Annotated in this window: 22 protein-coding genes and 2 pseudogenes; 23 read left to right on the forward strand and 1 reads right to left on the reverse strand. The window is 34.8% G+C overall.

The features are described from left to right. The first annotated feature begins 179 nt into the window (after positions 1 to 179). The 15 genes and pseudogenes from HMPREF2933_RS07000 (at position 180) to HMPREF2933_RS07070 (ending at position 17,653) form a co-directional block, all read left to right on the forward strand. Positions 180 to 768: pseudogene (locus HMPREF2933_RS07000) on the forward strand (class I SAM-dependent DNA methyltransferase). A gap of 118 nt (positions 769 to 886) precedes the next feature. Beyond that, the gene (locus HMPREF2933_RS07005; RefSeq protein WP_003025201.1) at positions 887 to 1,582 is read left to right on the forward strand and encodes a glycosyltransferase family 2 protein; all 696 of its coding nucleotides are present in this window, start codon (positions 887 to 889) and stop codon (positions 1,580 to 1,582) included. A gap of 7 nt (positions 1,583 to 1,589) precedes the next feature. After that, positions 1,590 to 1,931: a DUF2304 domain-containing protein gene (locus tag HMPREF2933_RS07010; protein ID WP_003025200.1), complete on the forward strand. Its 342-nt coding sequence runs from the start codon at positions 1,590 to 1,592 to the stop codon at positions 1,929 to 1,931. After that, the gene (locus HMPREF2933_RS07015) at positions 1,915 to 3,183 is read left to right on the forward strand and encodes a lipopolysaccharide biosynthesis protein (protein ID WP_024051872.1); all 1,269 of its coding nucleotides are present in this window, start codon (positions 1,915 to 1,917) and stop codon (positions 3,181 to 3,183) included. The genes HMPREF2933_RS07010 and HMPREF2933_RS07015 overlap by 17 nt, the downstream gene beginning before the upstream one ends. Positions 3,184 to 3,185: 2 nt before the next feature. Further along, positions 3,186 to 4,187 carry a glycosyltransferase family 2 protein gene (locus HMPREF2933_RS07020; protein WP_024051871.1) on the forward strand — a complete coding sequence of 334 codons (1,002 nt, stop codon included), beginning with the start codon at positions 3,186 to 3,188 and terminating at the stop codon, positions 4,185 to 4,187. A gap of 47 nt (positions 4,188 to 4,234) precedes the next feature. Then, positions 4,235 to 6,379, forward strand: coding sequence for a DUF7657 domain-containing protein (locus HMPREF2933_RS07025; protein WP_024051870.1), 2,145 nt, complete (start codon positions 4,235 to 4,237; stop codon positions 6,377 to 6,379). A 9-nt stretch (positions 6,380 to 6,388) separates the two neighbouring features. After that, complete coding sequence (locus tag HMPREF2933_RS07030; RefSeq protein WP_024051869.1) at positions 6,389 to 7,315, forward strand: glycosyltransferase family 2 protein; 927 nt, start codon at positions 6,389 to 6,391, stop codon at positions 7,313 to 7,315. Between the two features lie 84 nt (positions 7,316 to 7,399). Beyond that, the gene (rfbD, locus tag HMPREF2933_RS07035; RefSeq protein ID WP_024051868.1) at positions 7,400 to 8,251 is read left to right on the forward strand and encodes a dTDP-4-dehydrorhamnose reductase; all 852 of its coding nucleotides are present in this window, start codon (positions 7,400 to 7,402) and stop codon (positions 8,249 to 8,251) included. Positions 8,252 to 8,358: 107 nt separating this feature from the next. Continuing rightward, positions 8,359 to 9,507, forward strand: a complete 1,149-nt coding sequence (gene cps2T, locus HMPREF2933_RS07040; protein ID WP_024051867.1) for a beta 1-4 rhamnosyltransferase Cps2T — start codon at positions 8,359 to 8,361, stop codon at positions 9,505 to 9,507. Continuing rightward, positions 9,504 to 10,439, forward strand: coding sequence for a glycosyltransferase family 2 protein (locus HMPREF2933_RS07045; RefSeq protein ID WP_024051866.1), 936 nt, complete (start codon positions 9,504 to 9,506; stop codon positions 10,437 to 10,439). Before cps2T ends, HMPREF2933_RS07045 begins: the two co-directional genes overlap by 4 nt. 2 nt (positions 10,440 to 10,441) lie before the next feature. Further along, complete coding sequence (locus HMPREF2933_RS07050) at positions 10,442 to 11,248, forward strand: ABC transporter permease (RefSeq protein WP_003040405.1); 807 nt, start codon at positions 10,442 to 10,444, stop codon at positions 11,246 to 11,248. Further along, positions 11,248 to 12,468: an ABC transporter ATP-binding protein gene (locus tag HMPREF2933_RS07055; RefSeq protein WP_003040182.1), complete on the forward strand. Its 1,221-nt coding sequence runs from the start codon at positions 11,248 to 11,250 to the stop codon at positions 12,466 to 12,468. Before HMPREF2933_RS07050 ends, HMPREF2933_RS07055 begins: the two co-directional genes overlap by 1 nt. Before the next feature lie 24 nt (positions 12,469 to 12,492). Further along, positions 12,493 to 14,244: a glycosyltransferase family 4 protein gene (locus tag HMPREF2933_RS07060; protein WP_024051865.1), complete on the forward strand. Its 1,752-nt coding sequence runs from the start codon at positions 12,493 to 12,495 to the stop codon at positions 14,242 to 14,244. Beyond that, complete coding sequence (locus tag HMPREF2933_RS07065) at positions 14,241 to 16,007, forward strand: rhamnan synthesis F family protein (protein ID WP_070241617.1); 1,767 nt, start codon at positions 14,241 to 14,243, stop codon at positions 16,005 to 16,007. The genes HMPREF2933_RS07060 and HMPREF2933_RS07065 overlap by 4 nt, the downstream gene beginning before the upstream one ends. Next, positions 16,004 to 17,653, forward strand: coding sequence for an LTA synthase family protein (locus tag HMPREF2933_RS07070; protein ID WP_024051863.1), 1,650 nt, complete (start codon positions 16,004 to 16,006; stop codon positions 17,651 to 17,653). Before HMPREF2933_RS07065 ends, HMPREF2933_RS07070 begins: the two co-directional genes overlap by 4 nt. 457 nt (positions 17,654 to 18,110) lie before the next feature. On the opposite strand, the gene HMPREF2933_RS07075 is transcribed toward HMPREF2933_RS07070, so the two are convergent. After that, on the reverse strand, positions 18,111 to 19,193 hold the full coding sequence (locus HMPREF2933_RS07075) for a M24 family metallopeptidase (RefSeq protein WP_024051862.1): 1,083 nt from the start codon (positions 19,191 to 19,193) through the stop codon (positions 18,111 to 18,113). A gap of 265 nt (positions 19,194 to 19,458) precedes the next feature. Here HMPREF2933_RS07075 and ccpA point away from each other — a divergent pair, with 265 nt between their 5' ends. From ccpA to HMPREF2933_RS07115, 8 genes and pseudogenes are all read left to right on the forward strand, one after another. Beyond that, the gene (gene ccpA, locus HMPREF2933_RS07080; RefSeq protein ID WP_024051861.1) at positions 19,459 to 20,463 is read left to right on the forward strand and encodes a catabolite control protein A; all 1,005 of its coding nucleotides are present in this window, start codon (positions 19,459 to 19,461) and stop codon (positions 20,461 to 20,463) included. Between the two features lie 92 nt (positions 20,464 to 20,555). Continuing rightward, the gene (locus tag HMPREF2933_RS07085; RefSeq protein WP_024051860.1) at positions 20,556 to 21,554 is read left to right on the forward strand and encodes an LTA glycolipid anchor biosynthesis glycosyltransferase, IagA/BgsA family; all 999 of its coding nucleotides are present in this window, start codon (positions 20,556 to 20,558) and stop codon (positions 21,552 to 21,554) included. A gap of 1 nt (position 21,555) precedes the next feature. Next, entirely contained in the window at positions 21,556 to 22,869 is a 1,314-nt protein-coding gene (locus tag HMPREF2933_RS07090; RefSeq protein ID WP_024051859.1) for a glycosyltransferase family 4 protein, read from the forward strand. A 26-nt stretch (positions 22,870 to 22,895) separates the two neighbouring features. Next, positions 22,896 to 23,237 carry a hypothetical protein gene (locus HMPREF2933_RS07095; RefSeq protein WP_024051858.1) on the forward strand — a complete coding sequence of 114 codons (342 nt, stop codon included), beginning with the start codon at positions 22,896 to 22,898 and terminating at the stop codon, positions 23,235 to 23,237. 280 nt (positions 23,238 to 23,517) lie between these two features. Beyond that, positions 23,518 to 24,219: a response regulator YycF gene (gene yycF / locus HMPREF2933_RS07100; protein ID WP_003025150.1), complete on the forward strand. Its 702-nt coding sequence runs from the start codon at positions 23,518 to 23,520 to the stop codon at positions 24,217 to 24,219. Next, the gene (vicK, locus tag HMPREF2933_RS07105) at positions 24,212 to 25,564 is read left to right on the forward strand and encodes a cell wall metabolism sensor histidine kinase VicK (RefSeq protein WP_003032751.1); all 1,353 of its coding nucleotides are present in this window, start codon (positions 24,212 to 24,214) and stop codon (positions 25,562 to 25,564) included. Before yycF ends, vicK begins: the two co-directional genes overlap by 8 nt. 1 nt (position 25,565) lies before the next feature. After that, positions 25,566 to 26,369 (forward strand): MBL fold metallo-hydrolase, encoded by an 804-nt coding sequence (locus tag HMPREF2933_RS07110; protein WP_024051857.1) that lies wholly within the window; start codon positions 25,566 to 25,568, stop codon positions 26,367 to 26,369. Positions 26,370 to 26,402: 33 nt separating this feature from the next. Continuing rightward, positions 26,403 to 26,717, forward strand: a pseudogene (locus tag HMPREF2933_RS07115) (YbaN family protein). Positions 26,718 to 26,891: the final 174 nt, after the last annotated feature.

Genomic DNA, 26,891 nt, shown 5'->3' on the forward strand with positions numbered 1-26,891 from the left:
TTAATTTTGTTTCCTAGTCAAACTCGTAAGAAGTACCTAATCAGCCTTGTGGAAGTTGACCAGAATTCACTGTTCTGAGGTTTTTGCGTGATGACTTGAAAGTAAGCTTACTAAAAAAAGTAGAAAACAAGTTAAGTATTTTTTTTGAAGAATGATTTACTTTCTGTTAAACTAAAAATATGGAACATCATTTTAATCATAAGGCAGAATCATTCGATTCTCCCAAAAATATATTTATTGCTGATCTCATTCGCCAGGAAGTGGAAAAAAATAGTAGATTTTTCTGACAAGCGCATTTTGGATTTTGGCGGTGGTACAGGCTTGGTGACTCTGCCATTAGCGGCACAATCCAAGTCAGTCATGCTTGTTGATATTTCAGATAAAATGCTTGATCAAGCTCGCCTAAAAGTGGAAAAGCAAGCCATTGATAATGTTTATTTGTTACAGCAGGATTTGTTGACAAACCCATTAAATCAATTATTTGACATCATCGTGGTTAGTCGTGTTCTTCATCATATGCCAAATGTTGAGAAGACTCTAGCAATGTTTAGAAATCATCTTGTAGAGGACGGACAGCTTTTTATTGCAGATTTTGTTAAAACAGACGTAAATCATCATGGCTTTCATCTTGATGAATTGGAAGAAAACTTATCTCAGAATGGTTTTCTGCCTGTCAAATCTCAGATAATTTATAGTGCAGAGGAACTCTTTTTAGGAAATTATGCGGAGCTTTTCTTGACATTAGCACAAAATCACTCGTTTGTATGATGAGTGATTTTGGTTTGTCTTTATAGTAAATTTCTTGTTTCTTTTATGGAAATAGTAGAAAATGCCGTGTGGATATAGTATAATGGGGTTATATAATTTTTAAGGAGAATGAGATTAAGTGAAATCTTCGGATTTATTGATTATTATCCCTGCCTACAATGAAGAAGGCTCTATTGAAAATGTTGTAAATAATATTATTCAAAATTATTCACAATATGATTATGTGATTATCAATGACGGTTCAAAAGATAGAACATCAGCCATTTGCCATGCAAACAGTTATAATATTGTGGATTTGCCGGTCAATTTAGGATTGGCAGGCGCATTTCAAACAGGACTTAGATATGCTTATGAGCAAGGCTATAAAAAGGCAGTGCAGTTTGACGCAGATGGTCAACATTTGCCTGAGTATATCTCAGTTTTAGAAGCAAAAATGAACGAAGGCTATGAAATGGTTATCGGATCTCGTTTTGTGACGGAAAAGCGCGAAACGTCTTTGCGGATGATGGGGAATATTCTCATTAGCGCAGCCATTAAATTAACCACAGGAAAGACAATCAATGATCCAACTTCTGGTATGCGGATGTTTTCTGAAGGACTTATCAAAGAATTTGCTCTCAATATCAATTATGGACCTGAGCCAGATACCGTCTCATATCTAATTCGTCATGGTGTAAAAGTAGCAGAAGCCCAAGTGCGAATGGAAGAGAGACAAGCTGGTGAGAGTTATCTGACACTTTCTCGCTCTATTCAATATATGACGCATATGTTTGTATCTATCTTGATTATTCAAAATTTCAGAAAGAGAGGGTAGACATTAAATGACTATTTGGTTTCAAATTGTATTGATTTTTGTCTCTATTATGACTTGTGCCTTTATTTTACGTAGCATTCGAAAATCACAAGTTCAAATCAACGATGCTATATTTTGGGTGTTTTTCTCTTTAATTCTATTAGTATTTAGCATCTTCCCAAGTTTAGCGGAAGCAATTGCAAGTGCATTAGGAATTGTATCAGCAGTCAATTTTATCTTTTTATTTGTCATTTTCTTATTGCTCATCAATCAATTCCAACTTACTATTAAATTATCAAAATTAGATACGAAATTTAAAAATTTAGTTCAAACAATCGCACTGAGGGAGAAAGATGAAAATAAAAACTAATCCTTCTGCTAAAGAGATTTATTTTTGGAATTTATTGGGGAATTTAGCGGCTTCAGGAGTTTCTGTCCTTTATCTACTGATTGTAACAAGATTAACTTCTGCCAAAGTAGCAGACCAATTTAGCTTGGCGAATTCCATTGGGACTCTTTGGATTGTTATTGGATTGTTTCAAGTCAGAAATTATCAAGGAACGGATGTGAATCAAAAGCATTCTTTCATAGGATATTTTCAAACTAGGTTGATAACAATTTTAGCGATGTTGGTTACATTGTATCCCTATTTATATATTGTCGGAGAAGGCCGTTATTCTTTTGAAACGACTTTACTGACATTTTTAATGATTTTGTATCGTATGTGGGATGCGGTATCTGATTTATTTCAAGGATTATTTCAACAAAGAGAACGTATGGATATAGCTGGGAAAACAATGTTTTACCGTTATTCCACTAGTGTAGTTGTCCTGTTTCTTAGTATTTTGCTTTCGAAGTCTGTGATTGTAGGTTTATTTTCTTTAGTCATTTGGAATGGCTTAGTTATCATTTTTTATGAAACAAGTTTTCTTAAGTATTTTGAAACGATTCAATGGAAAGAACTCTTCTCTAGCAATTACAAAAAAGATATAAAAGATATTTTTCTGGCTTGTTGGCCATTATTTGTGAATGGATTTATTTTATTATATATTTTAAACGAGCCTAAGATTATTATTGAAAAAGGCCTAAATCAAGGAGTTTTGCAGACTGGCATGCAACGTGATTTTAACATTCTTTTTATGCCTGTTTTTTTTATGAGTCTCATCATTTTAATGGTTAGACCTCTGATAACCCAAATGGCTATTTTGTGGAATCGAGAAAAGTATGCAGAATTTTCTCTAATTGTGAAAAAACTCTTGCTCTATTTATTTATAGGTGGGATAGCCGTTACGATAGTGGCTTACTTCATAGGCACCCCAATTCTTAGTTTAGTATTTGGAGTGGCATTATCACAGTACACTCTTCCTTTTGCAATTCTAATCTTTGCAGGAGTTTTATATGCCTTAGCCATTGTTTTTGAAAATATTCTAACTATTATTCGAAAACAGCACTTATTAGTAGGTTTATATATCGTTTTATTAGTTATCACTAAGTTGGTAACAGAACCATTTATTTATCATTATCATATGTTAGGTGCAGCACTCAGCTTTCTGATTGTTATGACCGCTTATTTAGTCGGTATTTTTGGTATTTATATGGTAGTTGGGAGAAAAAGGAAATAAGAATGAAATATGATTTAACTGTCATTATTCCTGTTTATAATACAGAAAAATATTTAAGAAGATGCTTAGATAGTATTGTTCATCAAGATAATTTAAAAGATTGCTCTTTACGCGTTATTTGCGTCAATGACGGGAGTACTGATCGTTCGGAAGAAATTATTAAGGAGTATGCTGCAAAATATCCATTTATCGAATTGTTTTCAAAGGAAAATGGAGGACTTGCAGATGTTCGTAATTTTGGTCTTGCTCACATTGAAGATAGTTTGTATACTGTTTCACTCGATTCAGATGATTTTTGGGAAGAATCATTTATTACAGAATTTTTAAAGGTTAAAGAGCAAGGATCAGATATAATATTTTTTGATATTAATTTAGTAGACTTTCAAGGAAAACTTATCAATGTCCTAAGAGTTCATCCTTACTCTGAGAAATATAGTCAAAAAGAAGATTATATGGTTATAAAGCATGCTGCTTGGTCTAAAATTTGTAAAACAAGCTTGTATAATGGGATACAGTTTCCAAAAGGAAAATTATATGAAGATTTGGCAGTAATGCCATACTTAACGTCAAAATCAACTGATATTGCATATATAAAAAAACCACTAATTAATTATGTCATTAATACTCCAGGTTCAATCATGAATTCAAGCAAGTCAAATATTTTTGATATCTATGATGCTTTAGAGTATCTGTTTGCTTTATTTGGTGATGATTTTGATAAATATAAAGAAGAATTACAATATTTGGCCTTGGAACATCTATGTGTTGGTCATACCTACAGATTATTGAAATATCCAGAAGTGAAGAAGCAAGATTTTAAAGATATTATCCTCTTTATGGAAAAGTATTTTGGAAAAAACTGGGAAAAGAATAAATATATCAGACAAGGTGTACAAAAAGTAAATATTCACTCTAAACTAGCTTATGTTGTACCATTGTTTTTAAAAGTATTAAAGAATGAATGGTTTGGGTTTTTTATGACTTTAAAGAGATTAAAAGGATAAAATACTGTTAATTAGAGATTGACTAAAATTTTTGCTGGGGATGAAAAATGAAAATTAATTTAAAATCATTTATTATAAGTTTTGCATTTAGTATTTTAATGATTCTATGGGAAGGAGTTACTTTATTTAATCGTATAAATAAAGATGGAAAAATTACAACAGGTCTAAAACAAATTTTTTTCTCTCCTAAAATAATCCTGTTATTCTTATTTATTTGGCTAATTAGCTATTTCTTTGTATATCTTGGAACTAAAAAAATACAAAATATAGGAGAACTTCTTTATAAATATAGATATGGTGTTGCAGTTGTAATACTTGTTGTAGGTGTATCTTTTGAATTAAGTGGCTCATCGCTTGGAATATGGGGAAATTATTTACATAGTAATGAGTATCAAAAGGTGCTATTAGGAGTTAGTCGCCAGATTAGATCGGATGAATGGGCAACAAGTATTCCGTTTATTTTTTCTCAGGGATTGCATGTACCAAGCTATCCCTACTTTAATGATTTGATTCGTGCTACATTAACAGACATGTTTATTGTTAGTAGTGCTCCTGTTGCAACAATAGCAATTATTTTCAAACCAGCTTTTATCGGTTACATTTTTTTAGGAACAGCTAAAGGTTTATCTTTCTATTGGATTTTTAGATTTCTTCTTTTATTTCTGTCTGTATTTGAGTTAGGGATGCTTTTAACTCGTAAAAATAAAAAGCTATCTTTAATGTTGAGTATGTTGATTTCGTTTAGTTCAGTTATTCAATGGTGGTTTGTTGCTGCAGGATTGGTGGAAATGATTTCCATGGGAGCGATTGCTACAATTTTAATTGAGAAATATTTTCATTTAGGGAAAGACTATTTTAAAAAGTTTTTAATCTCACTAGCATTGATTTGGTGCGCTATTGTATATGCTTTAACATTATATCCTGCTTGGCAGGTTCCAGTAGCATATATTTATTTAGCTATTATTGTATATATTATATGGACTAATATAAAGAAGGCAAATCTTTCTTTAGTAAAAGATGGAGGAATTATTTTATACTCTATTCTTTCAATAGCTTGTATTCTATTATTATTATTGCTTCATTCAAAAGAACATATTCAGATTATGGCAAATACGGTCTATCCTGGTCGAAGATTTGAGGTTGGGGGGAAAGTCTCTTATATTCTTTCGGATTATCCATATTCTATTTTTTATTCGATTGTTAATATTAATTCGGAAAGATTTATGAATGTAATATATGATTTCTTTCCTTTTAGTTATCTTTTTTCAATATATGTTTTTTGGAAAACAAAAGATAAATTGTTGCTACCTCTGCTTATTATAAGTACAATGTTTCTTATCTACATTACGGTAGGCTTTCCAGCATTTCTTGCTCAAATTACATTTATGTATATAAGTACAGGTTTTCGAGTAGTTTCAATTTTTGGTTTGGTAAATCTATTTTTGTTAATAAGATCTCTTTCAGTATATGATAACAACATAAAAAAAATAGTATCCTTTGCTATAGCTTCAGCATTTACTTTATTAATTTCTGTTCTTGCTTTTAAGAACAACCAAATATTTTTTGAATTAGTTAGAACAAATATTAGTAATTCTTCTAGATTGATATACGCTTTGATTATAGTATCATGTTTTGTTCTTTTCTCCTTAATATATTTGATACTGAGAAATGATAAAATGAAATTAATGTATGGTATAGCAATATTATCATTTCTTACTGGAGTAATGGTTAATCCTATTCAACAAGGGATTGGAGTGATTGAAAATAGTCGAATTGTAAAGACGATTTCAATGATAAATCGTAAAGAAAGAGGGGTATGGTTAGTAGATAATTTAATGTTTCCAAATATAAATATCCCTTTATTGGCGGGAAGTGCTACGATTAATTCAACTTCGGTATATCCTAATTTAAACGCATGGCATAAAATAGATACAAAAAAAGAATACGAAGAGATCTATAATAGATTTTCACATGTAAATATTCAATTAAGCAACAGCAATCAATTTCAGGCAAGTTTAATTGCTGCTGATAGTGTGCTTTTTTCACTACCTGTAGAAAAACTAAAAACCTTGGGCGTAAATTATGTTTTAACGAATCGCGATCTTGCTGGTTTGACTAATGAAAAAATCCATTTTGAATTAAAAAAGGAAGTAGATGGATTTAAGGTATATGCACTTAAATATAATAGTTAGGATTAGAAAATGACAATTTCAATCATCGTTCCTTGTTTTAACGAGGAAGAGTCGCTTCCGTTGTTTTATGCGGCAATGGAAAAAAATAAATTTCAGCTAAATGATCATTTTGAATACATCTTTGTCAATGACGGCTCAAAAGATAGAACCTTAGCTATTTTACGAGAACTCAATCAGAAAAATAATAGTGTTCGTTATCTTTCTTTTTCGAGAAATTTTGGAAAAGAAGCGGCTCTGTATGCAGGTCTCAAACTTGCAACTGGTGATTTAGTGACTGTCATGGATGCGGATTTGCAAGATCCTCCGGAACTTTTACTTACAATGAAATATATGCTGGAGAAGAACCCAGATTTGGATTGTGTGGGCATGCGGCGGACAACGCGTGATGGGGAACCTCCGATTCGTAGCTTTTTTGCTAAGATGTTTTACAAATTAATCAATAGAATTAGTCAAGTTGAAATGGTGGACGGTGCGCGGGATTTTCGTCTCATGCGCCGACAAATGGTAGATGCCATTTTAGAAGTTTCTGAGTACAATCGTTTTTCCAAGGGAATATTTGCATGGGTTGGATTTAGAACGGAATATTTGGAATATAAGAATGTAGAACGAGTTGCAGGAAAAACCAGTTGGAGTTTCTGGCAATTATTGAATTATTCTTTAGAAGGGATTATCAACTTTTCAGATGCTCCTTTGACAATAGCTTTTTGGGGAGGTGCTGTTGCCTGTTTATTGGCATTCTTCCTTATCATGATTGTCATTGTTCGTACGTTGATTTTTGGCGATCCAACATCTGGCTGGCCTTCTATGGTGTCGATTATTCTTTTTCTAGGTGGTTTTCAGTTGTTGACAATTGGCATTATTGGTAAATACATTGGGAAAATTTTCATGGAAACCAAAAAAAGACCAATTTACGTGGTTAAAGAGAAGAGCGAGTAGAAAAAGCAGATTTTTTCTGCTTTTTTTGGTATAATTAAGTTCATTGAATGTATTGAATGTTTATTGTTCAGAAAGGAATTTCAAATGATTTTAATTACAGGAGCTAATGGACAGCTTGGAACAGAACTTCGTTATCTTTTAGATGAACGCAATGAAGAGTATGTGGCAGTTGCCGTAGCAGAAATGGATATTACAAATGCCGAAATGGTAGAGAAGGTTTTTGCAGAAGTGAAGCCAAGTCTCGTCTATCACTGTGCTGCCTATACAGCTGTGGACGCAGCAGAAGATGAAGGAAAAGAGCTAGATTATGCAATCAATGTCACAGGAACTGAAAATGTTGCTAAAGCAGCAGAAAAGCATGGTGCAACACTTGTTTACATTTCTACAGACTATGTTTTTGCTGGAGATAAGCCAGTTGGGCAGGAATGGGAAGTAGATGATCAACCAGACCCTCAGACAGAATATGGTCGCACGAAGCGCATGGGAGAGGAATTGGTTGAGAAATATTCTAGCCGTTTCTACATTATCCGCACAGCTTGGGTCTTTGGAAATTATGGAAAGAACTTTGTTTTCACTATGCAGAATTTAGCGAAAACACATAAAACTCTGACTGTTGTCAATGACCAACACGGTCGTCCGACTTGGACGCGTACGTTGGCTGAATTTATGACGTACTTAGCAGAAAATCAAAAAGAATTTGGCTATTATCACTTGTCAAATGATGCCACAGAAGATACGACTTGGTTTGACTTTGCAGTAGAAATTTTAAAAGATACAGATGTCGAAGTTTTGCCAGTGGACTCTAGTAAGTTTCCAGCGAAAGCGAAGCGACCACTCAATTCTACCATGAGTCTAGCTAAAGCTAAGGCAACAGGCTTTGTCATCCCAACTTGGCAAGATGCCCTCAAGGAATTTTATAAACAAGGAAAGAAATAAGGTAGAAGCAGCCGAAAGGTTGCTTTTCTTTTCTATTTTATGTTACACAAACGATTTATAAAGTGATATAATAGATTAGATTGCAAAATCTTGAATTGAGGGAAATCATGAAACATGTATTCATCATCGGAAGTCGTGGGCTTCCTGCTAAATATGGTGGGTTTGAAACCTTTGTTGAGAAATTAGTGGAGAACCGTATATCTCCTCAAATCCAATACCATGTGGCTTGTTTATCAGATGATGAAGCTTATCATCATTTTGATTACAAAGGCGTAGATTGTTTTACGATTAAAGCACCAAAACTTGGTCCAGCTCGCGTTATTGCTTATGATATGATGGCAATTAACTATGCTTTGAAGTTAGTGAACAATCAAAAAATTGCTCAACCGATTTTCTATATTCTAGGAAATACAATCGGCGCTTTTATCGCACCTTTTGCTCGAAAAATTCACCATGCTGGTGGTATCTTTTATATCAATCCTGATGGACTTGAGTGGAAACGCGCTAAGTGGTCTAAGCCCGTTCAAAAGTACCTCAAATATTCTGAGAAAGTGATGACTAAACATGCCGATTTGGTGATTTCGGACAATCAAGGAATTGAAAGTTATATCCAGAAAGCTTATCCGTGGGCTAAAACCACCTTCATTGCCTATGGGACCGATTTGCGCTTGTCATCTTTAACTGCTCAGGATGAAAAAGTTCGACACTTTTTTGACACGTGGGCAAGTAAGGAAAAAGATTATTATTTGATTGTTGGGCGTTTTGTTCCAGAAAATAACTATGAAATCATCATTCACGAGTTTATGAAGTCACAGACGCAACGAGACTTGCTGATTGTCTGCAATCATCAAGGCAATGCTTATTTTGAAGAACTACAACAAAAAACAAATTTTGACCGAGATGAGCGGATTAAGTTTGTCGGTACTGTTTATGATCAAGATTTATTGAAGTATATTCGCAATCAAGCGTTTGCTTATATTCATGGTCATGAGGTCGGCGGCACCAATCCTGGTCTCTTAGAAGCCTTAGCTCAGACAGATTTGAATTTGGTCTTGGGTGTGGACTTTAACCGACAAGTGGCAAAAGAAACAGCTCTTTACTGGGATAAGAAAGAAAACAGCCTAGTTGATTGCATTCATCAGGTAGATAAACAGTCCGACTTTTCAGATCTAGGTCAAGCTGCGAAAGAAAACATGAAAGAACACTACACTTGGGAAAAAATTGTGGGTGAATACGAGGAATTATTTTTATCATGAAAGTGACCATTCTCATGTCCACCTACAATGGTGAACGGTTTTTAGCAGAACAGATTGAAAGTATTCGGCAGCAGACCTATACAGGCTGGCAACTGTTAATCCGAGATGATGGTTCTAAAGACAGGACGCGTGAGATTATTCAAGATTTTTGTCAAAAAGATAATCGCATTCAGTTTGTGAATCCTGATAGCGTCGAAAATCTTGGTGTTATCAAAAGTTTCTTTTATCTTTTGAAATATCAAACATCAGATGTTTACTTTTTTAGCGACCAGGATGATGTCTGGCTGCCTGAAAAAGTAGAAATGCAGCTAGAAGAAGCGATTAAACACGATACCAGTCAGCCTTTGCTGGTTTACACGGATTTAAAAGTTGTAGATCAAGAGTTAAATGTCGTACATGAAAGTATGATTCGTACACAGTCTGACCATGCAAACACGGAACTGCTCCAAGAATTAACAGAAAATACTGTTACAGGCGGCGTTTCGATGATTAACCAAGCTCTGGCTGACTTATGGACAGGCCAAGAAGCTCATGATCTTCTCATGCATGACTGGTATTTGGCTTTGTTGGCAGCAGCTTTTGGTCATTTAGTCTATATAGACCAACCAAGTGAATTATATCGGCAACATTCCAATAATGTTTTAGGTGCAAGAACCCTCAGAAAAAGAATGCAGAATTGGATTCGCCCGCATATTCTCTTCGCAAAATATTGGAAATTGATTCAAGATAGCCAAGAACAAGCAAGGAATTTATTAGCTTTGCCTTTGGCTACTCAAAATAAAGAACTGATTGAAAATTTTGTGACAATCATGGAAGTCCCGTTTATGGAACGCTTACGTCGTCTTCAAAAATATGGTTATCGAAAGAATCGTGCCTTCCACACTTTTGTCTTTACAACACTCATTCTTACAAAATTTGCTTATAAGGAGTAATGATGGACTTATTTAGTCGAAAAAATATGATTCTCTTACGCGAGATGATTAAAACAGATTTTAAATTACGGTATCAAGGGAGCTTGATTGGGCATTTATGGTCCATTTTGAAGCCCTTGCTCTTATTTACGATTATGTATTTAGTTTTTGTGCGCTTCTTGAGATTTGATGATGGAACGCCACATTATGCTATCGGTCTTTTAATCGGTATGGTAACTTGGAATTTCTTCTCTGAAGCTACAAATATGGGGATGATGTCTATCGTTTCTCGTGGTGATTTGCTTCGGAAACTGAACTTTTCAAAAGAGATTATTGTTATTTCTTCAGTTGTTGGTGCAGCAATTAACTACTCTATTAATTTATTGGTCGTTTTCATCTTTGCTTTGGTTAATGGAGTAGCAGTATCCATTGGCTGGCTTACAGTTATTCCATTATTTGTTGAATTGATTTTATTTTCAACAGGAATCGCTTTTGTGTTGGCGACGTTATTTGTTAAATATAGAGATATTGGTCCGATTTGGGAAGTGGTGATGCAAGCAGGAATGTATGCGACACCTATTATCTACTCTCTTACCTTTATTTTGCAACGTGGTCAGGTAACAATTGCAAAACTCATGATGCTAAATCCTTTGGCACAGATTATTCAAGATTTGCGGCACTATATTGTTTTTTCAGGAAGCATGCGTGGCTGGGATTTAATTGGTCATAAAGGTGTTGCTATGGTACCCTATATTCTTCCTTTCTTTATCTTTGGAATTGGGTATTATATTTTCCACAAAAATGCTAAGAGATTCGCGGAGATTTTATAATGTCAGATAAAAAAATTGCAGTAAAAGTTGATCATGTCAGCAAGTATTTTAAACTTCCTACTGAAGCAACGCAAAGTTTACGTACCAATTTAGTCAATTATTTTAAGGGGATTAAAGGCTATACGGAACAACATGTTTTAAAAGATATTAACTTTGAGGTCGAAGAAGGTGATTTCTTTGGGATTGTTGGCCGTAATGGTTCAGGAAAGTCCACTCTTTTAAAAATCATTTCTCAAATTTATGTCCCTGAGAAAGGAAAAGTCACTGTTAATGGGAAAATGGTTTCTTTTATTGAACTTGGTGTCGGCTTTAACCCAGAATTAACTGGACGTGAAAATGTCTATATGAACGGTGCCATGCTTGGTTTTACAACAGAAGAAATTGATGCTATGTACGATGATATCGTTGATTTTGCTGAGTTACATGAATTTATGAATCAAAAACTGAAGAATTATTCAAGCGGAATGCAAGTTCGTTTGGCGTTTTCGGTCGCGATTAAAGCACAAGGTGATGTTCTCATTCTTGATGAAGTTCTTGCAGTCGGTGATGAAGCTTTCCAGAGAAAATGTAACGATTATTTCTTAGAACGAAAAAAATCTGGGAAAACAACCATTCTTGTTACGCACGACATGGGCGCTGTTAAGAAATATTGCAATAAAGCTGTTTTGATTGAGGACGGATTGATTAAGGCGATTGGAAATCCGGATGATGTTGCGAATCAATATAGCTTTGATAATGCGATTCAACCAACACAAGAAAAAGCTGCTGCTTCAGAGAATAAAACGAAACAAGTTGCATTGGTTGAAAATTTTGAAGTAAAATTGTTATCTCCAAATCAAGTAACACCAGACGATGAATTGAAGTTTGAATTTACTTTTACACAGCTTCAAGATATTGAGACTCATATTGCTATGTCGTTCGTTGATATAAACACTAATTATGGCTATTACAATGATAATTCTATGGATTTAAAAATTAGTGGAACAGGAGAAAAGAAAGTCATCTATACATGCAAACTTCCTTATTTAAATCATGCTCGTTTAAGATTGGAAGCAACCATTCGTGATTCTGACAAACGTGTTTTAGCCTTTGCCGTATCTTCAAAAGCTCCAATCGTCTTTATTGAACGGAATGATATTCCAGAGGATGACGAATCAGCACTAGATTCGGCAACAGGTTTACTTGTTAGAAATGGAAGTTGGCAAGAATCGCACACATAAAACTTTACAAAGCGAGGGCTTAATATGGTAAAGCGTATTTTATTTATCTCTCCAACTGGAACTTTAGATAATGGAGCCGAGAAATCAATAACGAATTTAATGGTTTATTTATCTGAAATAGGCTATGACATTTACAACGTCTATCCTGAAAACGGGCACCCAACTCATGCAAGTTATGAAAGCAAGCTGTCGAATGCCAATGTTCATTTATTTCCACTATCTACGATAAAATGGTGGTGGGAAGAAGCACCAGGCGATCGTCTCTTTTCTAAGGAAGAAAGGGTAATATATTATCAAAAGAATATTAAAGAAATACGAGATATTATTGTTGAGCAAGATATTGATTTAGTTATTTCTAATACAGCAAATGTTTTTCAAGGAGCTGTAGCAGCGGCCTGTGAGGATATCCCACATTTTTGGCTTATCCATGAATTTCCAGAGAGAGAATTTCAATATTATGCAAAAAAAATGAAGTTTATTTTTGAGAATTCGGATAAAGTTTTTTCTGTACGGGGAAATCTAGCCCAAAAATTAGCTGAGTTAAATAACAATCCTGCTAATTTAGAAACATTTATTCCTTATACACAATTTACAACTGAAGCTTTGGCAGAGTCCAATCAAAGAAGAATCATTTCAATTGGTGTAATAAATGAAAATAAAAATCAAATTGAGCTTCTTAAAGCATATAAAAAACTTAGGCGCAATGATATTCCCCTAATTTTTATTGGTGATTGGCAAAAAGAGACAAAAGAAGAGTGTGATGCTTATATTGAAAAATATGAATTAACTAATGTCCAATTTTGGGGTTATAATGATCAACCATGGAAAAAAGTGACAAACTCAGATATTTGTGTATGCACCTCGAAATCTGAATCCTTTTCTCTTGTTTTTGTTGAATCTATTTTAAGAGGAGTTCCTACAATAGTTTCAAATAATGATGGCTATAAATCAGCTAAAGAATATTTTCATAGCGGTACGACATATCAGTTGGGAAATATCGACTCATTGGCTGATAAGATGGCAGACTTTCTTGAAAATTTCGATATAAATAAGAATAATGCAGTTCTTGCAAGCGAGAGAGCTAAACAGCTTTATACGCTTGATAAGTGTTATGATAGTTTACTTGCAAATATAGCATCTCTTTCAACAAGAACAGAGAAATCACTACAAGCTATTAGCTCCTTGCTAGGAGAAACGTTGCCAAATCATTCCATATTGAATATAAAGAAGCAGCCTATTACGATTTTTTATGCACGGGCAGATGAAGAATTTTCGGAAACAAATAGTCTGAAATTCCCATTACAGTATGCAGATGAGCTTTATTTTCAGATTCCACATGAAGCAGCTAGATTGAGAATTGATTTATCTGAGATTCCAAATTATTATAAAAACGTTAGTCTAAAAACTTATCATAAACAAACAGAGTTGAAAATTGCCTTTACAAACGGGCTCTTGCTTTCTAATGAATTACTTTTCGGGAAAAATGATCCTCAGCTTCATTATCAGATTGATGATGTTGAGGATTCAGAATTTCTTTTTTCGTATGAAATGAAAGATATTTTTGACCCTATGAAAGAAGGTTCAGTTTTGACTGAACTTTCAGAGGCGAATGAAGTTAACCAGAAATTGCTGGAGAACATTACGGATTTGGAAGAGCGCATTCACCAGTTAGAATGTAATTATCAAGAATTAGTTCATGAACACAATGCGGTTATAGGGAGCCGACGCTGGATAATTCCGACTAAAATTATTAACTTCTTTAGGAGAAGACAATGAAACGATTATTAATTTATGTTCATTTTAACAAATACGACCATATCAGTCGACATGTATTTTACCAAATTGAACATATGCGACCTTTATTTGAAAAACTTATTTTTATTTCAAATAGTCAGTTAAGCCTATCTGAAGTGGAAAAACTTCGTGACAAAAAGCTGATTGATGAATTTATTCAACGTGAAAATACTGGCTATGATTTTGGAGCTTGGCATGATGGCATGGCTTTAGTCGGTTTTGATAAGTTGAAAGAATATGATTCAATTACCGTAATGAACGATACCTGTTTTGGTCCACTTTGGGATATGGAACCTATTTATCAAAGATATGAGTCTGATCCAGAAGTAGATTTTTGGGGAATGACAAATCATCAAGAAGTAAAACAAAGAAATCTGTTCATTAATGAGCATCTTCAATCTTATTTTATTTCTTTTAAAAAGAGACTCGTTCAGTCAACTGTATTTCAAAACTTCTGGCAATCAATTGAAAATTATATAGATGTACAAAAGGTTATTGATAATTATGAGACCCAGTACACTAAGAAATTTGTAGATGCAGGTTTTAAATACCAGACAATTTTGGATACAGTGCCTTTAAAGGATGACTTCTTCCATAGTAACTTCACAATTCATTATCCGCATGTTTTGTTGGAAAATCACGTTCCTTTTATTAAGATAAAAACGTTTGATTTAACTCAACATTTAGCCCCTTACTTACTGCAAGAGATTGAAAAGGTATCAGATTATCCGACAGAATTTATTTTATCTCACATGTCTGATATGAGTTTACCAACGCCTCCATATTTGCTTGATAGAAAAGTATTAAAAGATAATCAACTTCAGTATTCAAATCAAAAGAAAGTTGCGGTGCATCTCCATACTTATTATGTAGATCTTTTGGAAGTGTTTTTAACGGCTTTTGAAAATTTTCATTTTGATTATGATTTGTTTTTGACAACAGATTCTGAGAAAAAGAAAGCAGAAATTGAGAAGATTCTAACAGAACGTGGTAAGGTAGGCAAAGTTTATATTACTGGAAATCTCGGTCGTGATGTTATTCCGATGTTAAAACTCAAAAATGAACTATCAAAATATGATTATATTGGTCATTTTCATACGAAAAAATCTCCAGAATATCCGCATTGGGTAGGAGATTCATGGAGAAATGAACTTTTTGATATGTTAATCAAACCGGCGGATAAAATTATGGCTAGTTTGGAAAGTGATGAACGGTTAGGTTTAGTTATTGCTGATATTCCAACTTTTTTCCGTTATACAAAGATTGTTGATCCGTGGAATGAGAATAAATTTGCAGATGATATGAATTTACTCTGGGAACGAATGAATATTAAACGGTCTATAGATTTCAATCAATTAAATACATTTATCATGAGTTATGGAACCTTTATTTGGTTCAAATATGATGCTCTAAAGCCTTTATTTGATTTGAATTTGCAAGATGCTGATATTCCAGCAGAACCATTGCCTCAACATACCATTCTACATTCCATTGAGCGAATTTTAGTTTATTTAGCTTGGTCTCAACGTTATGACTATGCAATCTCTAAAAATGAGATTTATATCACTCCTTTTGTGGATAATATCGTTTTAAATATCCGTCCAGATACCCTGCCAAATACATATATAAACTTTGACAATATTGGCGGCATTAAAGGTGCTCTGAAATATATCTATCGTGGACCAGGGAGTGCTGTTAAATATATAGTGAAACGAGTGGTAGGAAAGATTAGGAATTCAAAATGAGTGATAATAAAAAAAGAAAGTCGTTGAATTTTTATTTTAAAAATAAAAGTTATCAACTTATGGTATTTAAATATCTATTTTCTATTGTAATTAGTTTTTTAGTTTTAAAGACTACACATGAATGGTCTTTTGTACTGTTTAATTTATTAGAATTAGCAATTATCTTTTCTATTTCTAATATTCTTTTAAAAAATCATAAAATAATTGGTCAAATAGTAAATAATCTTTTGTTATTACTATTTAATATTGAAGTATTAGTATTACTTTTTGGTAACAGCTTTGTTACTTTGATAATGATTAATAATTTAAGTTCCTGGGAAGCTCTTAAGGGACGAATATGGATATTTGGTTTAGGAATTATACTTTTACTTATCTTTAGCTTTTTGCCTTCTAGATATGTACAATTGAGTAGAGAAGAGAGGTCTAAGTTAGTAAATAATAGAAGTTTCAAACTATTGGTGGTGTTATTTTTAGGAGAATTGATTTGTTTGGGACTAGTTGGAGAGAAATACTCTCCAGCAAGTTCTCTATATAATTTAGGTAAAGCAGAGTATCAATATATGCAGCTTATGAAAGAAGCAAAAGAGAAAAGTGCACATGCGAAAGAAAAATTTCATAAAGATGATATAACTAATTATGTATCGAAACCTCAAGAGCTGCCTGAAAATCCAAATATTATTTTAATCTTTACGGAGGGCCTCTCTCAACATATTATAGATGATACAAGGGGCATAATGCCTAATGTTTCCAAATTACAAAAAGATTCATTAAATTTTTCTAATTATTATAATCATACCTTTGCAACTTATTGTGGAATTATAGGACAATTGTATTCAGGGTACCAGTTGAAAAATCCAGATAGTAATTATTTAGTATCTTTACAAAGTGTTTTGGCTAATAGAGGATATGCTACATCTTTTATTAATACAGAACCCAATAATAGGGAATTTTCAACTTATCTAAATAATATGAAATTTGGAAAGGTTGTAAATGGCACCATAACAAAAGGATATGATGCTACTTTTGATAAAGAGGCGTATAATGACTTGTTAAACCAAATGTCTAATCAATCTAAAGATAAACCATTTTTTATTTCAATGTATACTTTTGGTACTCATATTGGGATGGACTCAACAGCTAAGAAATTTCAAGATGGGAAAGATAGGGTTTTAAATAGATTTTATAATTTAGATGTACAGATTGGTAAGTTTATAGAAAAATTCAATCAAAGTGAGTTTGCAGATAATACTATTTTAGTTTTTACCACAGATCATGCAACTTATGTTGATGATGAATATAAAAAAGCTTTTCCAAATTTCTCTCGGTCATTAGGAAATCTTGATAAAGTTCCTTTATTCATATATCATAAAGGAGTAACTCCTAGCGATATAAATGTGCAAGGAAGAAATTCTATCAATCTTACTCCAACAATATTAGATTATTTAGATATTTCTTCTCCTAATTATTTTTTAGGAAATTCTTTATTTGCTGATAAGAGTCAAATGACTGATTTTGGAGCAACATTTATATCAGAAGTATCCTACTATAGTACAAATGAATCAAAAGTATCTGATTTTTCAAAAGAGGAATATGAAAAAATAAAAGAGAAAGTTACTGATTATTTTGCTGCATCTCGATATCCATAATACAGGAAATGACTTGTTTTTAAGATAAAGTTGATACAAAGATTTTGACTGTCACAATTACGGTAAATTAATTTTCAGATAAAATCTTAAGAGATCGTATAATAAGGGAGTAGTTTCGCGATTGTATGGAAGTGAATTATCATTTCGCTTCATCAATCTAATAGATAAAAACAACAGATAAAAAGAGGAAGAGATATTCGTGTAGGAGTATTCTTTTCCTCTTTTTGTATAAGAGCCAGAAAATTTAGAAATCATAGAATTTGATTGTTTTCGACCGAATTTGTCTATTTATTTTCCTAAGCAAAATTGGCTGAAAAGTTGGCTAATGAGTTCATAAGGAGCGGCGTCGCCTGTTATTTCACCAAGGATTTCCCATGTTCGGGTGAGATCCATTTGAACCAAAACCAATACAGGCTTCAGTCCTTAAATCAACTATTTTAGCATCTTTTTCAGTATTTTAATCAAAATAGAGTAAATCTTTGCTTGTACTTGTAAAGACTTCAAAGCCATTTTTTGTGACATGACCGCAGTCTTCGATACGAACGCCAACTTTTCCTGGAATATAAATTCCAGGCTCAACAGAGAAGCACATACCTTCTTCGATAACCATATCGTTTCCTTCCATGATAGATGGAAATTCATGTACGCTCATACCGATACCATGTCCCAGACGATGATTGAAATATTCACCATAACCGGCTTTTTCGATGACTTCGCGTGCTGCGCGGTCTACTTCATGAGCTGTTACTCCGGGCTTGATGAAGTCAAGAGCTGCCCGTTGAGCTTCAAGCGTTAGATTGTAAATGTCTTTTTTAAACTGATCTGGTTTTCCAACAGCAACTGTCCGTGTCATATCGCTGGCATAACCATTGACCATACAGCCAAGGTCAAATAGAAGCAGGGCATTGTTTTCGACTTTGTTTGTACCCGGAATGCCGTGCGGATTAGCAGCATTATCACCTGTCAAAACCATAGTCTCAAAGCTCATCTCATAGCCGAGTTGTTTGATACCAAAGTCAATTTGAGCAATAATATCTGTTTCTGTTTTATCGAGAGAAATAGTCTCAAAACCAATCTTAACAGCCTTATCTGCATATTCTCCAGCAACAAACATTTTCTTAATTTCATCGGATGATTTGATGAGACGCATACGATTGATACAAGGTGTTAAGTTTGTAAATTCAGCTTGTTCAAAAACAGTACGCAATCCATTGTATTTGGTCAAAATCAAGTTATCAAACTCAACAGCAACTTTGTGGGCACTGTCCGCTGGCAAGGCTGCTTTGATTTTTTTCCATGGATTTTCAGAATCAACATAACCCACAACCTTGAAATCAACAATCGCACTAGCGCGATCTACTTCAAGAGCTGGGACAAAGAGCAGTGGTTCATGATTTGTGAAAATAAAAAGAAACATCTGGCGTTCATGAGGGTCGCTATAAAATCCTGTTAAATAATTAATCGTTACAGGATCAGAAACCACGGCGACATATGTTTTCTCTGTTTCTAGATAAGAAATAATTTGATTTATTTTGGTCATTCTGTTACCTTCTTTCTACTCCTCTATTTTTGCAAAAAAACAAGTAAAAATCAAGAGGACAGTAAGAACTTTTTTGTCGCTTCAAAAATTTCACAGATTGGGTAGATTTTTCTTGTAAAATCATTGATAAAATTGCTAGAAATTTGCCTAAAGAACAAGATTTTTCAAAAAGTTATCAAAATGCTTGAAAGTGTTTCCAATAAGTGATAAAATGATTTTGGTAGGAATGTGAAAACGATATTTTCAATAATAGAAAGGATAATTTATGAACACAGATGATACTGTAACGATTTATGATGTCGCCCGTGAAGCGGGAGTTTCAATGGCAACCGTTAGCCGTGTGGTAAATGGAAATAAAAATGTAAAGGAAAATACAAGAAAAAAAGTTTTGGAAGTGATTGACCGCCTTGATTATCGTCCAAATGCAGTTGCTCGTGGACTTGCCAGTAAGAAAACGACAACAGTAGGAGTTGTCATTCCAAACATTACAAGCAGTTATTTTGCAACGCTTGCAAAAGGAATTGATGATATCGCAGAGATGTACAAATATAATATTGTCTTAGCCAATAGTGATGAAGATGATGACAAAGAAGTTTCTGTTGTCAATACGCTGTTCTCAAAACAAGTAGATGGTATCATTTTTATGGGCTATCATTTAACAGAAAAGATTCGCTCCGAGTTTTCTCGTTCGCGGACGCCAGTTGTGCTTGCAGGCACAGTTGATGTGGAGCATCAATTACCAAGTGTGAATATTGACAATAAGCAAGCAACCATGGATGCAGTTGAACGTCTTACGAAAAATAATCAAAAAATTGCTTTTGTAAGCGGACCTTTGGTGGATGATATCAATGGTAAGATTCGTTTAGCTGGTTACAAAGAAGCTTTGAAGAAAGCTAAACTTACTTATAGTGAAGGATTGGTTTTTGAGTCAAAATACAGCTATGATGATGGTTATCAATTAGCAGAACGGATCATTGCTTCTAAAGCTACAGCAGCTTTTGTGACTGGTGATGAGCTGGCGGCTGGGCTGTTAAATAGTTTATCAGACAAGGGTGTAAATGTACCAGAAGACTTTGAAATCATCACTAGCGATGATTCACAAGTAGCACGCTTTACTCGTCCAAATTTGACAACTATTGGTCAGCCTTTGTATGACCTTGGTGCGATTAGTATGCGCATGCTGACTAAGATTATGCACAAGGAAGAGCTAGAAGAACGCGAAGTGGTATTAGCTCATGGCCTTATTGAGCGCCGTTCAACAAGGAAGTAGGGAAGAGACCGTAAGGTCTTTTTCTTTTGCTTTTATAATGCGATGTCCCTTCTTGGTTTTATTTTTTCTATCTTTTGGGTATAATAGAAGACATGAAAGTATTACTGTATTTAGAAGGTAAAGCGGTTTTAGAAAAATCAGGCATTGGACGAGCTTTGCAACATCAGATGAAAGCCCTAGATTTGGCTGGAATTCCCTACACGACAGATCCTTCAGGAGATTATGATGTGGTTCATATCAATACCTATGGACCTAGAAGTTTGCGACTTTTGCACAAAGCAAAAAAGCAAGGAAAAAAAGTGATTATGCATGGGCATTCGACTAAAGAAGATTTTCGAAATTCTTTTATCGGGTCAAACTTTTTTGCGGAAGCCTTTGGAAAATATCTGGCTCACATGTACCAAATGGCGGATTTTATCATTACACCGTCTGAGTATTCCAAAAAGTTGATTCAGGGCTATGGCGTTACAACACCAATTGTGGCGGTTTCTAATGGGATTGACCTTCATAAATATCAAAAAGATCCACATAAAGAAGAAGTGTTTAGAAAACATTTTCATACCCAAGAAGGAGATAAGGTGGTTGTCTGTGCGGGACTTTATTTCAGACGCAAGGGAATAGAAGACTTTGTAGAGGTAGCACGCAGAATGCCAGATGTTCGCTTTATTTGGCTGGGTAGTATTAACAAGTGGATCATTCCTCGGAAAATCAGAAATCTTGTACTTTTTAATCATCCTAAAAATGTTGAATTCCCGGGTTATTTTAAAGGTGCCGTTTTTGAGGGAGCTATGAGTGGTAGCAGTCTTTTCTTTTTCCCAAGTTATGAGGAGACAGAAGGGATTGTAGTGCTAGAGGCGTTGGCTAGTCATCAACATGTCGTTTTACGGGATATTCCTGTATATGAGGGCTGGATTGATGAGCAATCAGCTGAATTGGGGCATAATGTAGATGAATTTGTAGATTCTATCCAAAAGATTTTGGATGGTAAAGTAGATAAGCGAGAAGCTGGCTATAAGGTGGCGCAGAGTCGTTCAATTGATGATGTGGCTTATAAACTTGTGGATGCTTATCAAGAAGTATTGGAGATGTAGCATGCGAATTGGTCTTTTTACGGATACGTATTTCCCTCAGGTTTCAGGGGTGGCAACTAGTATTCGCACTTTAAAAACAGAATTAGAAAAGCTTGGACATACTGTTTTTATTTTTACAACGACAGATAAAGATGTCAATCGTTATGAGGATTGGCAGATTATTCGAATTCCCAGCGTGCCGTTTTTTGCCTTTAAAGATCGGCGAATTGCTTATCGCGGTTTTTCAACGGCTTTAGAGATTGCTCGCCAATATCAATTGGATATTATTCATACCCAGACTGAATTTTCTTTGGGTTTATTAGGTGTTTGGATTGCAAAGGAGCTGCGAATTCCAGTTGTTCATACTTATCATACACAGTATGAGGATTATGTACGTTATATTGCTAAAGGCATGGTCATTCGTCCTAGCATGGTCAAATACATTGTTCGCGGTTTTATGAGTGATTTAGACGGTGTGATTTGTCCGAGCGAGATTGTTTATGACTTGCTCATGAAATACAAAGTAAAAGTAGAAAAACGTGTTATTCCTACTGGAATTGAATTGGCTAAATTTGAACGTCCAGAAATTACTAGTGAGAACATTGCTGATTTACGGGGAAAATTAGGAATTTCAAATCAAGAAACCATGTTGCTTAGCCTATCACGTGTTTCGTATGAAAAAAATATTCAGGCAGTTTTAGCTGCTCTACCGGCTGTTTTAGAAGAAAATCCAGATGTGAAATTGGTAGTGGCAGGAGATGGACCTTATTTGTCTGACTTAAAAGCGCAAGCCAAACGGTTGAATATTACGGATGCAGTGATTTTCACAGGAATGATTGCGCCCAGTGAGACAGCCTTGTATTATAAAGCAGCGGATTTCTTTATTTCCGCTTCAACGAGTGAGACGCAGGGCTTGACGTATTTAGAAAGTCTAGCGAGTGGCACTCCGATTATTGCGCATGGAAATCCTTATCTAGACAATGTTATCAATGATAAAATGTTTGGAACGCTTTATTATGAAGAACGTGATTTGGCAGGAGCGATTTTGGAAGCTGTTATTGCAACACCGGATTTGGATGAGAAAAGTCTCGCTGCAAAATTATACGAAATCTCTGCTGAAAACTTTGGACGTCGTGTCTATGAATTTTATTTGGATTTAACCATTTCAAAAGATTTCAACAATGATTTATATCCGGAGGAGTCTGTTAGTAAGCGATTAGCGAAATCTGTCATTTATCTTCCCAAAAAAGCGATAGCCCTTCCTGTAAATGGATCAGCGCGAATGTTTAAAGCATCTAAACGACAAATCAAAAATATACAGAAATACCTGAAATAAAATTCCAAAACTAGCGAGGTGGGAAAATGAAACGCGATATTCCTTTTTTAGCCGTACTACTCTTTTTCTATTTGTTATTTTATGGAATTGTTTACGTGATACCGATGGACGAATTGTTACGAAAGGGGTTGGTGGTGAATAATGTTTTGATATATTCACCGCTGGCAACATTCCTTGTGGGAGCTGTCTATGCTGGACTATATGGTTTTTCTTGCCGTTTTTTGCTTTTAGCAACGCTTATGTTCTTTGTGACGATTATAATCTTTGGTAAATGGATTTTACTGTATCATGTGGCCTATTTTATCTGTTTATTGTTGGGGACGCTGTTAGGTTATAGCGTATTTCGCTGGAGAAAGACAAGTAAATGAACATCAAGCAGCTCGAACATTTGCTTCTTTAGGAAATTACTACAGTAGCAGTGAAAAGTTAAGACAGGTGTATTGCGTTTCATAGTTTTTCCTAAGAATTCAATGAATGGTCTAAGGCTTTTGTCTGGACTATTTTTTGATATAAAAGACTGTCTTTGCTGTCATATTTTTAACATATTTGTTTTAAATTTGTAAAGTAAAGAAATGATGTGTTATGAGTTGAATTGGTAAATTTTAAGAAAAATTTGGTATAATAAAAAGATAGAAAAAGGTAAATAAAATGAAAAAAATATTAGTTGTAGATGATGAGAAGCCAATCTCAGATATTATAAAGTTTAACATGGTAAAAGAAGGTTATGAAGTAGTGACAGCCTTTGACGGTCGCGAAGCGTTAGAGATGTTTGAAGCAGAACGTCCAGATATTTTGATTTTGGACTTGATGTTGCCTGAAATGGACGGCTTAGAGGTGGCGCGAACGATTCGGAAAACGAGTAATGTGCCAATCATCGTTCTTTCTGCCAAAGACAGCGAATTTGACAAAGTTATTGGTCTTGAAATCGGTGCGGATGACTATATGACAAAGCCTTTCTCTAATCGTGAGTTGCAGGCGCGTGTCAAAGCCATTTTGCGGCGCACAGATTTGACAATTGAAAATCAAGAAGCAGAAGCTGCTCCGACAGAAATTGTGATTGGAGATTTGCAGATTTTGACCGATGCTTTTGTCGTGAAAAAGCATGGCGAAGAATTGGATTTAACACACCGTGAGTTTGAATTGCTCCACCATTTGGCAACGCATATCGGACAAGTGATGACGCGTGAACATCTGCTAGAAACGGTGTGGGGTTATGATTATTTTGGAGATGTGCGGACTGTTGATGTGACAATTCGTCGTTTGAGAGAAAAGATAGAGGATATTCCTAGCCGACCAGAGTACATTTTAACGCGGCGCGGCGTTGGATATTACATGAGAAACAATGATTGATAATATTAGACAATTTATTGTATCAAAAGACTTTGTATTTGTTTTACTTATTTTAGGGTTCATCTTGGTGATTACCTTGCTTTCCTTGGAAAATAGGCGAGACAATATTCGTATTCGCCAATTGAATCAAAAAGTAAAAGATTTAATTGCAGGCAATTACTCAGAAATTTTAGATGTACAAGGTGGTCCAGAAATTACGGATATTACCAATAGTATCAATGATTTATCTGAGGTAATCCGTCTAACGCATGAAAATTTAGAGCAAGAAACTAAGCGCCTGTCGAGTATTTTATCCTATATGACGGACGGTGTTCTTGCGACCAATCGTCGTGGGCAGATTATCATGATCAATGATATGGCAACCAAGCAGTTGGGGGTCAAAGAGTCTGAAGCACGAAAGATGAATATCTTAAAACTGTTGGATATCGAAGACGAATATGACTTACGAGACTTGATTACGAAAGTTCCAGAGTTGACCATTGATTCGCAGGATGAAAATGGAGAGTTTTTAAGTTTACGTGTCCGATTTGCCTTGATTCGGCGAGAATCAGGCTTTATTTCAGGGCTGGTTGCAGTGCTACACGATACAACGGAGCAGGAAAAAGAAGAGCGTGAGCGGAGACTGTTTGTTTCGAATGTCAGTCACGAATTACGTACTCCCTTGACCAGTGTCAAGTCTTATCTGGAAGCACTAGATGAAGGTGCCTTATCAGAACCAGTCGCACCGGATTTCATCAAGGTTTCATTAGACGAGACCAATCGGATGATGCGCATGGTTTCGGACTTGCTGAGTTTGTCACGTATTGACAATGCAACCAGTCATTTGGATATTGAATTGACGAATTTTACTGCTTTTATCACCTTTATTTTGAACCGTTTTGATAAAATCAGAAGCCAGAATGATGATAAAAAGTATGAAATTATACGAGATTATCCGATTAACTCTATTTGGGTCGAAATTGATACAGATAAGATGACACAGGTGATTGATAATATTATCAACAATGCCATTAAATATTCTCCTGACGGTGGCAAGATTACGGTCAGTATGAAAACGACGGATACCCAAATGATTTTGTCGATTTCAGATGAAGGCTTAGGAATTCCTAAAAAAGATTTACCGAAAATTTTTGATAGATTTTATCGTGTAGATAAAGCGAGAAGTCGTGCACAAGGTGGGTCCGGACTGGGCTTAGCCATTGCCAAAGAGATTATCAAGCAGCATAACGGCTTTATCTGGGCAAAGAGCGAGTACGGCAAAGGTTCAACCTTTACTATTGTCCTGCCTTATGATAAGGAAGCTGTCAAAGATGATGATTGGGAAGAAGATGAATTAGAAGGGTAGCATGAACGAGAAGGGATTTAAGTACAGTATTTTAGCGTCAGGTTCTACCGGTAACTGTTTTTATTTAGAAACTCCAAAGAAGAAGTTGTTGATTGATGCGGGCTTATCTGGGAAGAAAATTACCAGCTTATTGAGTGAAATTGACCGTAAACCAGAGGAGTTGGATGCCATTTTGGTAACGCATGAGCATAAGGATCATATCCATGGTGTGGGCATTTTGGCACGGAAATATCATTTAGATATTTATGCCAATCAAGCAACATGGAATGCGATGGAAGTAGCGCTTGGGAAGATTGATGTCAGTCAGAAGCACATTTTTGAAATGGGAAAAACCAAGACATTTGGCGATATTGACATTGAAAGTTTTGGTGTTAGTCATGATGCGGTTGCACCGCAATTTTACCGACTGATGAAAGACGATAAAAGTTTTGTTCTACTGACGGATACTGGCTATGTTAGCGATCGTATGGCAGGGATTATTGAAAATGCGGACGGGTATTTGATTGAGTCCAACCATGATATTGAAATCCTTCGTAGTGGAGCTTATCCTTGGAGCCTGAAGCAGCGGATTTTATCTGACCAAGGACATTTGTCGAATGATGACGGGGCAGAAACCATGATTCGTACGTTGGGTTATCGCACTAAGAAAATCTATCTAGGGCATCTTAGCAAAGAAAATAATACCAAAGAATTAGCTCATATCACAATGGTTAATCAATTGGAACAGACTGATTTGGCGGTTGAGCATGATTTTCATATTTGTGATACATCTCCAGATACGGCAACTCCATTGACTGATATTTAGGAGAGTCAATGTGAATTTTTATTTAATCATTTCATTGCTTTCACTGCTTTGGGGGCTGCTCTTGTTGAAGCTTTCCTTTTACTGCTGTCTGTTACTTGTTTTTTACGCAGTTCTAAGCGGTTTGAATAATGGTTGTACCACACTAAGTTGTATCAAATCTATGTGGCGGACTTTCACGAAACAGGTGCCATTGCTCGGGAGCGTAAGAGAAAAATTCTTATTTCCATTTATATTCTAATGGGAATTTCTATCTTCTTTGCACCTCTTATCTGGGTGAAGTTTGCTTTAGCTACCTTAACCCTTTTTATGACGTATTATTTATTCAAAGTCATTCTAGATAAAGAATGAAAATTCATTTCATCTCTGGTGAACTTTTCCTATCAAATTCTTGGTATCGTTGGAGTATCAAGTATTTTTTGATATAATAATAGAGAATTTGTTTTCATTTTATACTCTGTGAAGATCTCTTCAAACTTCGTCGGATTTCACAGTTCGGGTGACTGTGAGAGGTGGCAAAGAAGG

The sequence above is a fragment of the Streptococcus sp. HMSC066F10 genome (assembly GCF_001813805.1).
Taxonomy (GTDB): Bacteria; Bacillota; Bacilli; order Lactobacillales; family Streptococcaceae; genus Streptococcus; species Streptococcus vaginalis.

Bases quoted from the DNA above. Each gene is read 5' to 3' on its own strand.
- HMPREF2933_RS07010 (WP_003025200.1), top strand. From the start codon at position 1,590: ATGACTATTTGGTTTCAAATTGTATTGATTTTTGTCTCTATTATGACT.
- cps2T (WP_024051867.1), top strand. From the start codon at position 8,359: ATGAAACATGTATTCATCATCGGAAGTCGTGGGCTTCCTGCTAAATAT.
- HMPREF2933_RS07090 (WP_024051859.1), top strand. From the start codon at position 21,556: ATGCGAATTGGTCTTTTTACGGATACGTATTTCCCTCAGGTTTCAGGG.
- HMPREF2933_RS07055 (WP_003040182.1), top strand. From the start codon at position 11,248: ATGTCAGATAAAAAAATTGCAGTAAAAGTTGATCATGTCAGCAAGTAT.
- vicK (WP_003032751.1), top strand. From the start codon at position 24,212: ATGATTGATAATATTAGACAATTTATTGTATCAAAAGACTTTGTATTT.
- HMPREF2933_RS07030 (WP_024051869.1), top strand. From the start codon at position 6,389: ATGACAATTTCAATCATCGTTCCTTGTTTTAACGAGGAAGAGTCGCTT.
- HMPREF2933_RS07070 (WP_024051863.1), top strand. From the start codon at position 16,004: ATGAGTGATAATAAAAAAAGAAAGTCGTTGAATTTTTATTTTAAAAAT.
- HMPREF2933_RS07095 (WP_024051858.1), top strand. From the start codon at position 22,896: ATGAAACGCGATATTCCTTTTTTAGCCGTACTACTCTTTTTCTATTTG.
- HMPREF2933_RS07045 (WP_024051866.1), top strand. From the start codon at position 9,504: ATGAAAGTGACCATTCTCATGTCCACCTACAATGGTGAACGGTTTTTA.
- HMPREF2933_RS07020 (WP_024051871.1), top strand. From the start codon at position 3,186: ATGAAATATGATTTAACTGTCATTATTCCTGTTTATAATACAGAAAAA.
- ccpA (WP_024051861.1), top strand. From the start codon at position 19,459: ATGAACACAGATGATACTGTAACGATTTATGATGTCGCCCGTGAAGCG.
- HMPREF2933_RS07060 (WP_024051865.1), top strand. From the start codon at position 12,493: ATGGTAAAGCGTATTTTATTTATCTCTCCAACTGGAACTTTAGATAAT.
- HMPREF2933_RS07015 (WP_024051872.1), top strand. From the start codon at position 1,915: ATGAAAATAAAAACTAATCCTTCTGCTAAAGAGATTTATTTTTGGAAT.
- HMPREF2933_RS07075 (WP_024051862.1), bottom strand. From the start codon at position 19,193: ATGACCAAAATAAATCAAATTATTTCTTATCTAGAAACAGAGAAAACA.
- rfbD (WP_024051868.1), top strand. From the start codon at position 7,400: ATGATTTTAATTACAGGAGCTAATGGACAGCTTGGAACAGAACTTCGT.
- HMPREF2933_RS07050 (WP_003040405.1), top strand. From the start codon at position 10,442: ATGGACTTATTTAGTCGAAAAAATATGATTCTCTTACGCGAGATGATT.
- HMPREF2933_RS07110 (WP_024051857.1), top strand. From the start codon at position 25,566: ATGAACGAGAAGGGATTTAAGTACAGTATTTTAGCGTCAGGTTCTACC.
- yycF (WP_003025150.1), top strand. From the start codon at position 23,518: ATGAAAAAAATATTAGTTGTAGATGATGAGAAGCCAATCTCAGATATT.
- HMPREF2933_RS07065 (WP_070241617.1), top strand. From the start codon at position 14,241: ATGAAACGATTATTAATTTATGTTCATTTTAACAAATACGACCATATC.
- HMPREF2933_RS07085 (WP_024051860.1), top strand. From the start codon at position 20,556: ATGAAAGTATTACTGTATTTAGAAGGTAAAGCGGTTTTAGAAAAATCA.
- HMPREF2933_RS07025 (WP_024051870.1), top strand. From the start codon at position 4,235: ATGAAAATTAATTTAAAATCATTTATTATAAGTTTTGCATTTAGTATT.